This window comes from Pseudomonas sp. UMAB-08 (assembly GCF_900095225.1).
Taxonomy (GTDB): domain Bacteria; phylum Pseudomonadota; class Gammaproteobacteria; order Pseudomonadales; family Pseudomonadaceae; genus Aquipseudomonas.
Genome location: NZ_LT607421.1, coordinates 62,436 through 76,673, shown reverse-complemented (window position 1 = coordinate 76,673; position 14,238 = coordinate 62,436). Strand labels below are relative to the sequence as shown.

Annotated in this window: 13 protein-coding genes; 7 read left to right on the top strand and 6 right to left on the bottom strand. The window is 58.6% G+C overall.

Going from position 1 to position 14,238, the window contains the following annotated elements:
• Window positions 1-36: 36 nt before the first annotated feature.
• Complete coding sequence (gene trmA / locus K0F75_RS14910; protein WP_219062639.1) at window positions 37-1,122, bottom strand: tRNA (uridine(54)-C5)-methyltransferase TrmA; 1,086 nt, start codon at window positions 1,120-1,122, stop codon at window positions 37-39.
• Complete coding sequence (locus tag K0F75_RS14905) at window positions 1,119-2,414, bottom strand: NCS2 family permease (protein WP_219062638.1); 1,296 nt, start codon at window positions 2,412-2,414, stop codon at window positions 1,119-1,121. Before K0F75_RS14905 ends, trmA begins: the two co-directional genes overlap by 4 nt.
• Before the next feature lie 216 nt (window positions 2,415-2,630).
• On the opposite strand from K0F75_RS14905, the gene K0F75_RS14900 reads away from it, so the two are divergent.
• On the top strand, window positions 2,631-3,182 hold the full coding sequence (locus K0F75_RS14900; protein ID WP_219062637.1) for a DJ-1 family glyoxalase III: 552 nt from the start codon (window positions 2,631-2,633) through the stop codon (window positions 3,180-3,182).
• A 31-nt stretch (window positions 3,183-3,213) separates the two neighbouring features.
• On the opposite strand, the gene K0F75_RS14895 is transcribed toward K0F75_RS14900, so the two are convergent.
• Complete coding sequence (locus K0F75_RS14895; protein WP_219062636.1) at window positions 3,214-4,461, bottom strand: MFS transporter; 1,248 nt, start codon at window positions 4,459-4,461, stop codon at window positions 3,214-3,216.
• 337 nt (window positions 4,462-4,798) lie between these two features.
• Between K0F75_RS14895 and K0F75_RS14890 the strand changes: the two genes are divergently transcribed.
• From K0F75_RS14890 to K0F75_RS14880, 3 genes are read left to right on the top strand one after another with little or no spacing between them, the layout of a single operon-like run.
• Window positions 4,799-6,238, top strand: coding sequence for a cytochrome ubiquinol oxidase subunit I (locus K0F75_RS14890; RefSeq protein ID WP_219062635.1), 1,440 nt, complete (start codon window positions 4,799-4,801; stop codon window positions 6,236-6,238).
• Between the two features lie 3 nt (window positions 6,239-6,241).
• Window positions 6,242-7,249: a cytochrome d ubiquinol oxidase subunit II gene (gene cydB / locus K0F75_RS14885; RefSeq protein WP_219062634.1), complete on the top strand. Its 1,008-nt coding sequence runs from the start codon at window positions 6,242-6,244 to the stop codon at window positions 7,247-7,249.
• Between the two features lie 16 nt (window positions 7,250-7,265).
• Window positions 7,266-7,433: a DUF2474 domain-containing protein gene (locus tag K0F75_RS14880; RefSeq protein ID WP_219062633.1), complete on the top strand. Its 168-nt coding sequence runs from the start codon at window positions 7,266-7,268 to the stop codon at window positions 7,431-7,433.
• An 88-nt stretch (window positions 7,434-7,521) separates the two neighbouring features.
• On the opposite strand, the gene K0F75_RS14875 is transcribed toward K0F75_RS14880, so the two are convergent.
• Window positions 7,522-8,646, bottom strand: coding sequence for a class I SAM-dependent methyltransferase (locus K0F75_RS14875; RefSeq protein WP_219062632.1), 1,125 nt, complete (start codon window positions 8,644-8,646; stop codon window positions 7,522-7,524).
• A 129-nt stretch (window positions 8,647-8,775) separates the two neighbouring features.
• On the bottom strand, window positions 8,776-9,243 hold the full coding sequence (locus K0F75_RS14870; RefSeq protein WP_257604392.1) for a helix-turn-helix transcriptional regulator: 468 nt from the start codon (window positions 9,241-9,243) through the stop codon (window positions 8,776-8,778).
• A 385-nt stretch (window positions 9,244-9,628) separates the two neighbouring features.
• On the opposite strand from K0F75_RS14870, the gene K0F75_RS14865 reads away from it, so the two are divergent.
• The gene (locus tag K0F75_RS14865; RefSeq protein ID WP_219062631.1) at window positions 9,629-10,405 is read left to right on the top strand and encodes a ferredoxin--NADP reductase; all 777 of its coding nucleotides are present in this window, start codon (window positions 9,629-9,631) and stop codon (window positions 10,403-10,405) included.
• Between the two features lie 43 nt (window positions 10,406-10,448).
• Here the strand turns inward: K0F75_RS14865 and mscL are convergent, their stop codons facing one another.
• On the bottom strand, window positions 10,449-10,898 hold the full coding sequence (gene mscL / locus K0F75_RS14860; protein ID WP_219062630.1) for a large-conductance mechanosensitive channel protein MscL: 450 nt from the start codon (window positions 10,896-10,898) through the stop codon (window positions 10,449-10,451).
• A gap of 269 nt (window positions 10,899-11,167) precedes the next feature.
• Between mscL and K0F75_RS14855 the strand changes: the two genes are divergently transcribed.
• Window positions 11,168-12,709, top strand: coding sequence for a catalase (locus K0F75_RS14855; protein ID WP_219062629.1), 1,542 nt, complete (start codon window positions 11,168-11,170; stop codon window positions 12,707-12,709).
• Window positions 12,710-12,860: 151 nt separating this feature from the next.
• Window positions 12,861-14,228 (top strand): DNA repair protein RadA, encoded by a 1,368-nt coding sequence (gene radA, locus K0F75_RS14850; protein WP_219062628.1) that lies wholly within the window; start codon window positions 12,861-12,863, stop codon window positions 14,226-14,228.
• Window positions 14,229-14,238: the final 10 nt, after the last annotated feature.

Here is a 14,238-nt window from a genome sequence, read left to right as displayed (position 1 = left end):
TTTCAGGCTCTCGCGCAATGGCCCTCTGTCCTGTATTTATCGCCGAACCAACATCACCCCTGATTCCATATGGTGTGTATAGGGAAACTGGTCGAACAGTGCGCAGCGTTCGATGCGGTGGGTGTCGTGCAGTTGCGCGATGTTCGCCGCAAGGGTCTCCGGGTTGCAGGAGATATACAGGATGCGCTCGAAACGCCGGCTGAGTTCGCAGGTGTCCGGGTCCATGCCAGCGCGAGGCGGATCGACGAAGATGCTTCCAAATTCGTAGCTCTTCAGGTCGACGCCCCGCAAGCGGCGGAACGGGCGAACTTCATTCAATGCTTCGGTTAGCTCTTCGGCAGACAGGCGAACCAGGGTCACGTTGTCCACGCCGTTGTCGGCAAGGTTGCTCAGGGCGGCGTTGACCGAGGTCTTGCTGATCTCGGTCGCCAGTACTTTACGCACCCGAGTCGCCAGGGGCAGGGTGAAGTTGCCGTTGCCGCAATACAGCTCCAGTAAGTCATCGTCGCGCTGGCCCAGGGCGTCGAATGCCCAGTTGAGCATCTTCTGATTCACCGCGCCGTTGGGTTGGGTGAAGGAGCCTTCCGGTTGCCGATAGCTGAAGGTGCGCCCGGCTACCTCAAGCTCTTCAATCGCATAGTCCCGACCGATGACAATGCGCTGGCCCTTCGAGCGGCCGATCACGCAAACATTAAGGTCGGCGGCGAGCTGTTCCGCAACCGCCTGCCAAACGTCATCCAGTGGCCGGTGATAGCAGAGGGTGATGATCGCATCGTCTGCCAGCGTGGTCAGGAAATCCACCTGGAACAGCTTGAAGTTCAAGGTCGCGCTGGCTTCCCATCGTTCACGCAGCAGCGGCATCAAGTCATTGATGCGCTGGCTGGCGATAGGGAAGTCGTCGACCAGAATCGGCGTGTGGTTGTTGCCGGGGACAAACATCGCATAGAAGCGCTGCTGATTCTCGCGCCACAAGCGGAACTCGGCGCGCAGGCGATAGTGCTCGCGCGGCGAGTCGAATACCTGCGGCTCGGGCGCATCGAACGGCGCCAGCAATTCACGCAAGCGCGTGGTTTTTTCTGCGAGCTGATGGCTATAGCTCGTAGGGTCGAAAGGGACACTCATGCGTTAAACCAACCCAACTTGATCACGAACAGGATGGACAGAATCACCAGCGCCGAATTCAGTTCGTGCCGGCGCCCGGACAACAGCTTGATAGCCGTCCAGGAGATAAAACCAAAGGCGATGCCGTTGGCGATGGAGTAGGTGAACGGCATCGCCAGGGCGGTAATCACCACCGGCGCGGCAACAGTGATGTCGTCCCAGTCGATTTCAGCCAGGCCCGACATCATCAACACCGCAACAAACAACAGGGCGGGTGCCGTGGCGAACGCCGGAACGCTACCGGCCAGCGGTGCGAAGAACAACGCCAGCAGAAACAGGATCCCGACCACCACGGCAGTCAGGCCGGTACGTCCGCCCGCGCTCACGCCGGCTGCCGATTCGATGTAACTGGTGGTGGTCGAGGTGCCCAGCAGTGAACCGGCCATGGCGGCGGTGCTGTCGGCGATCAGGGCGCGGCCCATTTTCGGCATGTAACCGTCCTTGCCCATCAGGCCAGCACGTTTTGCTACGCCGATCAGGGTGCCGGAGTTGTCGAACAGGTCGACGAACAGGAAGGCGAAGATCACGCTGAACAGACCGATATCCAGTGCGCCCCGGATGTCCAGTTGCAAGAAGGTCGGTGCCAGCGACGGCGGCATCGACATCACGCCGCCGAACGGGGAGAAACCGAGCACGATGGAAACGATGGTCACGGCCAGAATGCCGATCAACACCGCGCCACGCACGCGCAAGGCTTCCAGCGCGACGATCAGGAAAAAGCCCAGGGTGGCGAGGATTGGCGCCGGTTGTTTCAGATCACCCAAGCCCACCATGGTGGCGGGGTTGCCGACCACGATACCGGCGTTGTGCAGGGCGATCAGCGCCAGGAACAAACCGATACCGGCCGCAATCGCCGAGCGCAGCGCCAACGGAATGCTATTGATGATCCATTCACGAATCTTGAAGATCGACAGCAGGAAAAACATCACCGCCGAGATGAACACCGCACCCAGCGCCACTTGCCAGGTGTGGCCCATGTGCAGGACCACGGTGTAGGTAAAGAAGGCGTTGAGGCCCATGCCCGGCGCCAGCGCAATCGGGTAGTTGGCGATCAGGCCCATCACGGCCGAACCGATGGCAGCTGCCAGACAGGTGGCGACAAACACCGCACCCTTGTCCATACCGGTTTCGCCGAGAATGCTCGGGTTGACGAACAGGATGTAGGCCATGGCGAGGAAGGTGGTAACGCCCGCAAGAATCTCGGTGCGCACATTGGTGTTGTGTGCTTTGAGTTGAAACAGCCTTTCCAGCATGCCTGGCTCCCCGTGACGCGTCCTGCGCCTTGAATGAATCGACTAAAGCAGCAAAGCACAGACTGTGCCACTGGCCTGTACATTTTCTGTAGGTCGGAAAAAGCCGCGCATCATAACAGCAGCGTGTGTGGATGGGGGCTAGCAGATGCTTAGGGGAAAAGCTGCCGGGCCATAAAAGCTGACTAGACTCAACGCATCACTGCCAAGGATTCGTTTATGACGTTAAGAGCCCTGATCACCGTTGCCGACGGCATCGACGACCTGCAAAGCGTGACCCTGATCGATGTGCTGCGCCGCGCCGAGATTGAAGTGCTGGTCGCCAGCGTCGAGTCCCGACGCATGTTAACGGGCGCGCGTGGTACGCGGTTGACCGCTGATGCGATGCTGGTCGATGTGCTGGCGCAAAGCTTCGACCTGATCGTCTTGCCCGGTGGCATGCCCGGCGCACAGCATCTGGCCGATCATCAGCCGTTGGCCCAGCGAGTGAATGAACAGGTGAAGGCGGGGCGGTTTTACGCCGCCATCGGTGAAGCGCCTGCTGTGGCACTGCAAGTGTACGGCGTGCTCAAACAACGGCGCATGACCTGCCATCCGGGATTCAGTGATCGGTTGTCGGGGTGTACCTACGTCGATCAACCGGTGGTGGTCGATGGCAACTGCATCACCGCGCAAGGTTCTGGTGCAGCGTTGGAGTTTGCGTTGGCGCTGGTGGAGCAGTTGTGCGGTAAAGGTAAACGGACGGCCATGGCTAAGTTGCTGCTTATCTAATGTCGCCTGTCGTGTAAGGCAGCGCCCTCTATCAGGCCGGCTGTTTCTCTTGCTCTACCACCAGATCGCGCATTCGGTCGCGCTTGGCCAGGCTGGGGAAGAGTTTGATCCAGATTCCGGTGACGGCGAGTGTGCCGATGCCGCCGAGCACCACGGCAGGTACAGTCCCCATCCAATGCGCGGTGAGGCCGGATTCGAATTCACCGAGCTGGTTGGATGCACCGATGAACAAGCCGTTCACCGCGCTGACCCGGCCGCGCATTTCGTCCGGTGTCTCGAGCTGCACGAACGAGGCGCGAATCACCATGCTGATCATGTCCGCCGCGCCGAGTACGACCAGCACCGCCAGGGAAAACCAGAACGAAGTCGACAGGCCGAAGGCAATGGTGGCGACGCCGAAGATGCCCACGGCAGTGAACATCACCCGTCCTACGTTGCGCTCGACCGAGAAGCGCGCCAGCCACAACGACATCAGCAGCGCACCCACTGCGGGAGCCGACCGCAGCAGACCCAGCCCCCAGGGACCGGTCAGTAAAATGTCTTTGGCGAATACCGGCAGCAACGCCGTGGCGCCCCCGAGCAATACGGCGAACAGGTCCAGCGAAATCGCGCCGAGGATGTCCGGGCGGCTGCGAATATAACGAATCCCGGCCAGCAGCGAGTCCAGCGTGGCCTTGGCTTTGTTCAATGGCGTCTGCCGCGCAGGCAGATTGAGCATCAGCGCGCAGGCAATGACATACAGCAGCACCGTCGGGCCGTAGACCCAGGTGCTGCCGAACGCAAACAGAAAGCCGCCCAGCGCGGGCGCGACAATGGTTGCCGACTGCTGAGCGGACTGCGACGCCGCCACCGCCCTTGGAAACAGCGAGTTGGGCACGATGGAAGGCAAAAGCGCCTGAGTGGTCGGCATTTCGAAAGAGCGGGCGGCACCGAGCAAAAACGAAAGGATGAAGATCATTTCCGGGGTGACGCTGTTGGTGGTGCTGCCGATCACCAGTGCCAGGGCGATCAAGGCCTGGGCCGCCTGGCAGATCGCGGAGACCTTGCGTCGGTCATAACGGTCAGCCACATGCCCGGTGTGCAGCATGAAAATCACCCGGGGGATGAACTGGACCAGGCCCACCAGGCCCAGATCCAAAACGTTGCCGGTCAGTTGATAGAGGTTCCAGCCGATGGCCACGGTCAACATCTGAAAGCCGCTGGCGGTGATGATTCGCGCAAACCAGAAAGCCAGAAAGGGTCGATGATGACGCAGCAACACAGGTGCTTGATCAGGCATTGGAAAGGCGGCCTCGGCGGTGAATGCGAGAGATTATCACGTGCTTTGTAACATTTGTTTGCCACTATGGGCGCACCGCAATCCGGTTTTGCGAAGGTGAGGCAACTCGCCACGCGACAATCGACCACACAGTTCACCCTGCAAAACAGGGCTACTCTTTGATCGCTGGTTGATCTGCGTCAATGCATTTTCTGGCTTTGCATGCTGATCGGCTGCACGAATCCCCGCGTTGCGAAACAAAACAGAACAATTTCAACCCGCAGCACTCCATATCCATGGGGGCAGTCGCTGCTGACCTCGGGTCAGTAGCCTGTACCACCTGATTAGAGGAAGTCCTATGTTCGGTTTAGAGGCACTCGATCTCGCCCGAATTCAGTTCGCATTCACCATCTCATTCCACATCCTGTTTCCTGCCATCACCATCGGTCTGGCAAGTTACCTGGCGGTGCTTGAGGGGTTGTGGCTGAAAACGCAGAACGATGTGTACCGTGACCTGTACCACTTCTGGTCCAAGGTGTTTGCCGTCAACTTCGGCATGGGCGTGGTCTCCGGGTTAGTCATGGCCTATCAGTTCGGCACCAACTGGAGCCGGTTCTCCGACTTCGCCGGGTCGATCACCGGGCCGCTGCTGACCTATGAAGTGCTCACCGCATTCTTCCTGGAAGCAGGCTTCCTCGGGGTGATGTTGTTCGGCTGGAACAAGGTCGGGCGCAACCTGCACTTCTTTGCCACGGTCATGGTCGCCATCGGCACGCTGATCTCGACGTTCTGGATTCTCGCGTCCAACAGCTGGATGCAGACCCCGCAGGGCTTTGAAATCGTCGACGGTCGATTGATTCCGGTGGACTGGGTGGCGGTGATTTTCAACCCGTCGTTCCCCTACCGTCTGGCACACATGGCCACGGCGGCATTCGTGGCGACGGCGTTCTTCGTGGGTTCCTCGGCGGCCTGGCATTTATTGCGCGGGCGCGACACACCGCAAATTCGCACCATGCTCTCCATGGCGATGTGGATGGCCTTGCTGGTGGCGCCTGTTCAGGCAGTGATCGGCGACTTCCATGGCCTCAATACGCTCAAGTACCAGCCGGCTAAAATCGCCGCAATTGAAGGTCACTGGGAAAATGTCGGCAATGAGCCGACCCCGCTGATCCTGTTCGGCTGGCCGGACATGAAGGCTGAAAAAACCCGCTTCGCCGTGGAAGTCCCCTACCTGGGCAGCTTGATCCTGACCCACACGCTGACCGAGCAAGTGCCTGCGTTGAAGGACTTCAAACCTGAAGACCGGCCTAACTCGACCATCGTGTTCTGGTCGTTCCGGGTCATGGTCGGGCTGGGCTTCCTGATGATCTTTACCGGTTTGTGGAGCCTGTGGCTGCGCATGCGCGGCAAGCTTTATCACTCGCGGGCGTTCCTGTACCTGGCCTTGTGGATGGGCCCGTCGGGTCTGATTGCAATGTTGGCGGGCTGGTTCACCACTGAAATCGGGCGTCAACCGTGGGTCGTCTACGGCCTGATGCGCACCGCCGATGCGTCGTCCGGGCACAGTTTCGGGCAGATGAGCCTGACCCTGGGGTTGTTCGTGGTGGTCTACTTCACGCTGTTCGGCGTCGGTCTGGGCTACATGATGCGCCTGGTGCGCAAAGGCCCGGTGAGCAACGAAGGCAAGGAGCAGAACCCCGGAGGTCCGGGCCAGCAACGCACGCCTGCACGTCCACTCTCGGCTGCCGAAGACGGCTCCGACGGTGACGACACTCACAGCCTGAGCAAGGGGAATTGAGTCATGGGTATTGATCTTCCGCTTATCTGGGCTGTGATCATCATCTTCGGGATCATGATGTATGTGGTCATGGACGGCTTCGACCTGGGGATCGGGATTCTTTTCCCCTTCATCAAGGACGATTCCGAGCGCGATGTGATGATGAACACCGTGGCCCCCGTGTGGGACGGTAACGAAACCTGGCTGGTCTTGGGGGGCGCAGCATTGTTTGGTGCCTTCCCGCTGGCCTATTCGGTGGTGTTGTCGGCGCTGTACCTGCCGCTGATCCTGATGCTGATCGGTTTGATCTTTCGCGGGGTCGCCTTCGAGTTCCGCTTCAAGGCCAAAGATGACAAGCGTCACTTGTGGGACAAAGCGTTTATCGGCGGCTCGCTGACCGCGACGTTCTTCCAGGGCGTAGCGCTGGGGGCGTTCATCGATGGTATTCCGGTGGTCAATCGCCAGTTCGCCGGGGGGTCACTGGACTGGCTGACGCCGTTCACGATGTTCTGTGGCGTGGCCCTGATCGTCGCTTATGCGCTACTGGGCTGCACCTGGCTGATCATGAAAACCGAAGGCAAGCTGCAAAAACAGATGCACGATCTGGCTCGGCCGTTGGCCCTGGTGGTGTTGGCGGTGACCGCTATCGTCAGCATCTGGACGCCGCTGACCCATCCTGAAATCGCCACCCGCTGGTTCAGCCTGCCGAACCTGTTCTGGTTCCTGCCGGTGCCGATTCTGGTACTGGTGACGATGTACGGTCTGCTGCGTGCCGTGGCACGCAATGCTCACTACACGCCGTTTTTGTTGACGCTGGTATTGATCTTCCTCGGCTACAGCGGGTTGGGTATCAGCCTGTGGCCGCACATCGTGCCGCCGTCGATCACTATCTGGGAGGCCGCCGCGCCGCCGCAAAGCCAGGGCTTCATGCTGGTGGGTACGCTGTTCATCATCCCGTTCATCCTGGGCTACACCTTCTGGAGCTACTACGTGTTCCGTGGCAAGGTCACCCACGAAGACGGCTATCACTAGTGAGGAGGGGATGACGATGTCTGCTGAAGAATCTTCCCATGAGCCGGACCCGGCGCTGAAAAAGCCGGTCTGGCAGCGCGTAGCCTGGCTGGTTGCGATCTACGCCGGCAGCGTGATGGCGTTGGGGATAGTCGCTTACGGTATGCGGTTGTTCATGAACGCGGCAGGGCTGACTACGCACTGAGGGCTCGCGCAAGCTCCTTGCAGGAGCGCGCTTGCAACTACGCGTCCCGCCGCGGTTTGCCTGAGGCACCGCCATCGCGGCGGTGCCTTCATTTACGTGCTTTAAGCACCACGAACTTCGGGGTTGTGGCGACTTGCTCCACGCCGCGAAACAGTCGCGCCAGTTTGCTGTGGTAGCCCAAATGGCGGTTACCGACGATGTACAGTGCGCCGCCGACCACCAACGCATCACGCGCTTGCTGGAACATACGCCAGGCGAGGAAATCGCCGACCACCTGTTGCTGATGGAAAGGCGGATTGCACAGCACCACGTCCAGCGAGTCAGCTTCCTGACCGGCCAACCCGTCGCCAGCCCGCACAATAACCTCGCGCTCACCCAATGCGGTCCGCCAGTTTTCAGTGGCTGACTGCACGGCCATGAACGACTCATCCACCAGCGTGTAGTGCGCTTGCGGATTGGCCAGTGCACTGGCAATGGCCAGCACTCCGTTGCCGCAGCCCAGGTCTGCTACACGTGCCGAACCGAGGTTTTTCGGCAGGTGCGGTAGAAACGCCCGGGTGCCGATATCCAGCCCTTCGCGACAGAACACGTTGGCGTGGTTCACCAGTTCGATGACCGGGTCTTCGAGTGTGTAGCGGGTCGGGTAGGGTGAGGGCTGCACGCTTTTGATGTGCGGGGTGGCAAACAGCAAGCGCGCTTTTTTCACCGCCAATGACGCCTGCACCGGCCCGATGTATTGCTCCAGCAAATCACCCGCAGCGCGCGGCAGATGTTTGATCATCGCCGCCGCAATCACCTGCGCACCCGGTGCCAGTTGGCCCTGTAAGCGAATCAGTTGTTCTTCAAGCAAGGCCAGAGTCTTCGGGACACGGATCAGTACCCAATCGAACGGTCCGGTGAACATGTCACTGGCCGGGATCATTGGCACTGCATCAAAGGCCTGGCCGTTGCGCACCAGGTTTTTCTCCAGTGCTTGCGCGGCGAGAAAGGAGTCGCTGCTACTGACCACGTTCGCGTGGCTGGCCAGGCTGGCTGCCAGCGCGCCAAAGCTGTCGTTGAGCACCAGCACGCGGCTGTCAGGAGTCAGGCCCTGCTCCGCCACATGACTGAGCAGGTATTCATCGGCTGCGTCGAACGCCTGCAACGGCTCGTTCTGTTGGTCAGGCTGGCGGATGAGATCGAGCTGAGCGAAAGGGCTGTTAAGCAGGGGCATGGGCAGGGGAACTCTGTTTTCGGAGACTATTGCGCACGTCTCTGATGGCATGACGCGCGCAGAAGCCGTCGATTTTACGTGCTTTTGCACCCGGACACCTGCTGGATTTCCGAGTGGCTATAAAAACACTCAGAGTATGCCGCTCAAGGCGGCCTGCACCACTGCCGAGGTTTTGTTGGTCGCGCCCATTTTTTTAATCGCGTTGGCGATATGAAAATTGATCGTGCGTGTTTTCAACTTGAGGATGGTGCTGATGTCATCGGCGGTTTTGCCTTTGGCAGACCATTTGAGGACTTCAGTTTCCCTGATCGACAGTGGGGGGCTGATGGAAGGCGGGGTTTTGGTTGATAACCGTTCTGTCATGAAGGTGCGCAGCAGGTTACACAGCCATAACGTTTGTTCGACTTTTTCGTAGCACTCTGTGGATGAAGTCGTTTCGTGATTACGTGTCTGTGTCAGTCTTTTTTTGACGCCACGAAGGTCCTGAATAGAGTGGACTCCGCTCTGTCTCAACCGAGAGGAAAAGGCATTTTCCCAAACGGATTCTTCCACGGTGGACATTAATGTCTCTAGTTGATCCGGGTTCAAGCTGTCCATTATTGAGCTTCCATACTCGATACATATGATTCCCAGTGTAGGGGGAATTTTCCTACAGTGTGAGGTAAGTAGGGCCGGCAAGTGATCGGGTGAATGGGTTGGCCGTTACACGCTATTCAAACGAACGATATTTTTTTGGTTCGTTTTTCCATAAAACCCTGCTTGTACGGGGGCGCGACCGAGGTTTTCGAAAAGAGGGTGAGACCTGTTAAGTCCAGATCAGAATGATTCAGCGTGGCGTTATACGTTTTTGTGTTTAGAGCATTTGTGTAGGGTCAACACGCTCTTTTCTTCTAAATGCCACTACAAACCGCCGGTGTTTATCGACGTTGCTTTGCGGGACACTGGACGCTCCTCTTTTTAATTGCAGGAGCCAGGAGCGCCCATGACTGCCAGCGCAGAGAAATACACCCACCAGACGCTGCTCAACGTTACGTCATTGACCCCGAATCTGTTCACCTTGCGTACCACCCGCGATCCGGGTTTTCGCTTTCGGGCGGGTCAGTTTGCACGTCTGGGCGTGACCAAGGCCGATGGCAGCATTGTCTGGCGGGCGTATTCGATGGTGTCGTCGCCCCACGATGAATTTCTCGAGTTCTTTTCCATCGTGGTACCGGACGGCGAGTTCACCAGCGAACTGAGCCGCCTGCGTGAAGGCGACACGCTGCTGATCGATCGTCAGGCATTCGGCTTCTTGACCCTGGACCGCTTCGTCGACGGGCGTGACCTGTGGATGTTATCCACAGGCACCGGCATTGCGCCGTTCCTGTCGATCCTGCAGGACTTCGAGGTGTGGGAAAAATTCGAGCGCATCATTCTGGTCTATAGCGTGCGTGAAGCCCGCGAGCTGGCCTATCAGCAACTGATCGCCGGACTCACCGAGCGCGACTATCTGGCCGACTACGCCGGCAAGTTACTGTTTTTGCCGACCGTCACCCGCGAGCATTACCCCGGAGCATTGGGTGGACGCATTACTCAGCTTATTGAAAGCGGCGAACTGGAACGGGCGGCCGGGCTGCAAATGACCCCCGAGCACTCGCGAGTCATGCTGTGTGGTAACCCGCAAATGATCGACGACACCCGCCAGATGCTCAAGCTGCGCGACCTGCAACTCAGCCTGAGCCGCCGTCCGGGGCAGGTGGCGGTGGAAAATTATTGGTAAGTGACCGTTCCCGCATGGCGTATGGGGAACGATCAGTGGCGCATCAACCCAGCCGGGTTGGATCGGCAATCACACTTTCCAGCGGTCTGCCGTTCTGTGCTTTCAACAAGTCACGGATCTCGCTCAACAGCACTTCTTCCGGGCTAGGAGCGGCCGGCAGCGTTGGCGCGACAGCCTCTTCGCGTTTGAGGCGATTGATGGCCTTGACGCCCATGAAGATGGCGAACGCCACGATCACAAAGTCGATAATCGACTGGATAAACTTGCCGTAAGACACGACCACGGCCTGCAGAGTGCCTTCTGCAGGTCGGAGAGTAACGGCCAGATCGCTGAAATCGACCCCGCCGATCAACAGCCCGATCGGTGGCATGACAACATCGCCGACGAACGACGAAACGATTTTTCCGAAGGCCGCGCCAATGATGATCCCGACCGCCATGTCGACCACGTTGCCTTTGACGGCGAATGCCTTGAACTCGCTCAGTACGCTCATAGGTTGTTCCTTGTTACAGATGAGTGGGTTAACGCAGTGTAATTCAGCTATACGCATCGCGCCCTGCGACTTGGCAATCGACCGAAAATTGCCCGATTAGTTTTACCAGGGTTTTCAGATGGACTCTGTATTCAGCTATCTATTTGAAAATAAACAAGTTTTGTGATGTGTTTCATCGGGTGACTTTTGCGAAAAAAAGCGCCGGTTGCTTTTAGGATTGAAGGGCGCAGTTGAATGCGCCTAAAAATCTTAATAAAAGGACGTTAAGCATGAACGCCACCCTCGCGCTGGGAATTGTTTCCCGCCGAAGACTTGTGAGCCTTTTGACGGTCAGCCTGCTTTCCGTTTCCGTTCAAGCCGCAAACCTGACCCGCGATAACGGGGCACTCGTCGGTGACAATCAAAACTCGCAAACCGCGGGCGAGCGCGGCCCGGTCTTGCTGCAAGACGTGCAGCTGATCCAGAAGCTTCAACGGTTCGATCGCGAGCGTATCCCGGAGCGTGTCGTGCATGCTCGCGGCACAGGGGCTTATGGTCAGTTCACGGTAACGGACGACCTGAGCAACTTGAGCAAAGCCCGAGTCTTCGCAGCCGGTGAAACGACCCCGGTGTTTGTGCGATTTTCCGCAGTGGTGCATGGCAATCACTCCCCCGAAACCTTGCGCGATCCGCGAGGTTTCGCGACCAAGTTCTATACCCGTGAAGGCAATTGGGATTTGGTAGGCAATAACTTTCCGACCTTCTTCATCCGCGATGCCATCAAGTTCCCGGACATGGTGCATGCGTTCAAGCCGGATCCGAGGACCAACCTTGACGACGACTCCCGTCGGTTTGATTTCTTCTCCCATGTCCCTGAGGCCACCCGCACGTTGACCGAGCTGTACTCCAATAGCGGCACGCCGGCCAGCTACCGTGAAATGGACGGTAACGGTGTGCATGCCTACAAACTGGTGAATGCCGAAGGTCAGGTTCACTACGTGAAATTTCAGTGGAAGAGTTTGCAGGGCATAAAAAACCTCAACTCGAAGCAGGTGGCTGAAGTGCAGGGCCGCGATTACAGCCACATGACCAACGACCTGGTGACCCATATCAATCAGGGTAACTTTCCGAAATGGGACCTGTATGTGCAGGTGCTCAAGCCTGAAGCGTTGGCAACGTTCGACTTTGACCCGCTGGATGCCACCAAAATCTGGCCAGACGTTCCTCAGCGTAAAGTCGGGCAGATGGTCTTGAACAAGAACCCGGGCAACGTCTTCCAGGAAACCGAGCAGGCCGCGATGGCGCCTTCCAATCTGGTGCCGGGCATCGAGCCATCCGAAGACCGCCTGCTGCAGGGACGGGTCTTCTCGTATTCCGACACGCAGTTGTACCGCCTGGGTGCAAACGCGCAGCAACTGCCAGTCAATGCGCCAAAAGTGCCGGTCAATAACGGTAATCAGGATGGCGCGATGAACGCAGGTCACAGCAGTTCGGGTGTCAATTATCAGCCAAGCCGCCTCAGCCCGCGTGAAGAGCAGGCGGATGCCCGTTACAGTCAGCTACCGTTGGCAGGTACAACCCAGCAAGCGAAAATCCAGCGTGAGCAGAACTTCAAGCAAGCGGGAGAGCTGTACCGTTCCTACAGCAAAAAAGAGCGGGCCGATCTGATTGAAAATTTCGGCGGCTCGTTGTCTTCCTCCGACGATGAAAGCAAACACATCATCCTTTCGTTCCTTTACAAGGCAGACCCGGAATATGGCACCGGCGTAACCAAGGTTGCGATGGGCGATCTCGTTCGGGTAAAAGCGCTAGCGAAAAAACTAACGGACTGATTCAGTCGGCAGCGTCGTGTCACTTCTGCCTCGGTGCAGGTTGGGTGGAAGTGATGCATGCAAAGGAATCCCATGAGCGTACTCATGTTCCACGCCGTCGCAGGCGCGCAAACCTGCGTTATGATTGCCCCCTTTTTAGACTGGGGTGGTTATGGCCAAGGCTAAGCGCATGTTCGGCTGTACCGAGTGCGGTGCGACTTTTCCAAAATGGGCGGGCCAGTGCGGCGAATGTGGCGCCTGGAACACCCTGGTCGAAACCCTCCTGGAACACGGTGCTGCCACCCCTCCGAGCGGTCGTTCTGGCTGGACCGGGCAGCAAGCGCAAATCAGGACCCTGGCTGAAGTCAGCGTCCAGGAGGTCCCCCGCTTCTCCACCAACTCCGCCGAGCTTGATCGTGTGCTGGGCGGCGGCCTGGTCGATGGGTCAGTGGTGCTGATCGGCGGCGACCCTGGCATCGGTAAATCCACCATTCTCTTGCAAACCCTGTGCGCCATCGCTGAGCGTATGCCCGCGCTTTACGTCACCGGCGAAGAGTCGCAGCAACAGGTCGCCATGCGCGCCCGACGTCTGGGTTTGCCTCAGGACAAACTGCGGGTCATGACCGAAACCTGCATCGAAACCATCATAGCCACGGCTCGCATCGAGCAGCCCAAAGTCATGGTGATCGACTCGATCCAGACCATCTTCACCGAACAACTGCAATCGGCACCGGGCGGCGTGTCGCAAGTGCGCGAGAGCGCGGCGCTGCTGGTGCGGTACGCGAAACAGAGCGGTACGGCGATTTTCCTGGTTGGGCATGTCACTAAAGAAGGCTCACTGGCCGGTCCTCGCGTGCTCGAGCACATGGTCGACACCGTGCTGTATTTCGAAGGCGAATCAGACGGGCGTTTGCGTCTGTTGCGCGCGGTGAAAAACCGCTTCGGCGCGGTCAACGAACTGGGCGTGTTCGGCATGACTGACAAGGGCTTGAAAGAAGTCTCCAACCCTTCGGCGATTTTTCTGACCCGCGCACAGGAAGAAGTGCCCGGCAGTGTCGTCATGGCGACATGGGAAGGTACCCGGCCAATGCTGGTGGAAGTTCAGGCGCTGGTCGACGACAGCCATCTGGCCAATCCGCGTCGTGTCACGCTCGGTCTGGATCAGAACCGTCTGGCCATGCTGCTGGCCGTCCTGCATCGCCACGGCGGGATTCCTACCCATGATCAGGACGTATTCCTCAACGTGGTCGGCGGCGTGAAAGTACTGGAAACCGCCTCTGACCTGGCCTTGATGGCCGCCGTCATGTCCAGCCTGCGCAACCGCCCGCTGCCTCACGACTTGCTGGTGTTTGGCGAAGTTGGCCTCTCCGGCGAAGTCCGTCCGGTGCCCAGCGGTCAGGAACGGTTGAAAGAAGCGGCCAAACACGGCTTCAAACGCGCCATCGTCCCCAAAGGCAACGCCCCCAAGGAAGCGCCGCCAGGGCTGCAGATCATTGCCGTGAGCCGTCTGGAACAGGCGCTGGATGCGTTGTTCGAATAGCCGGCTTTCT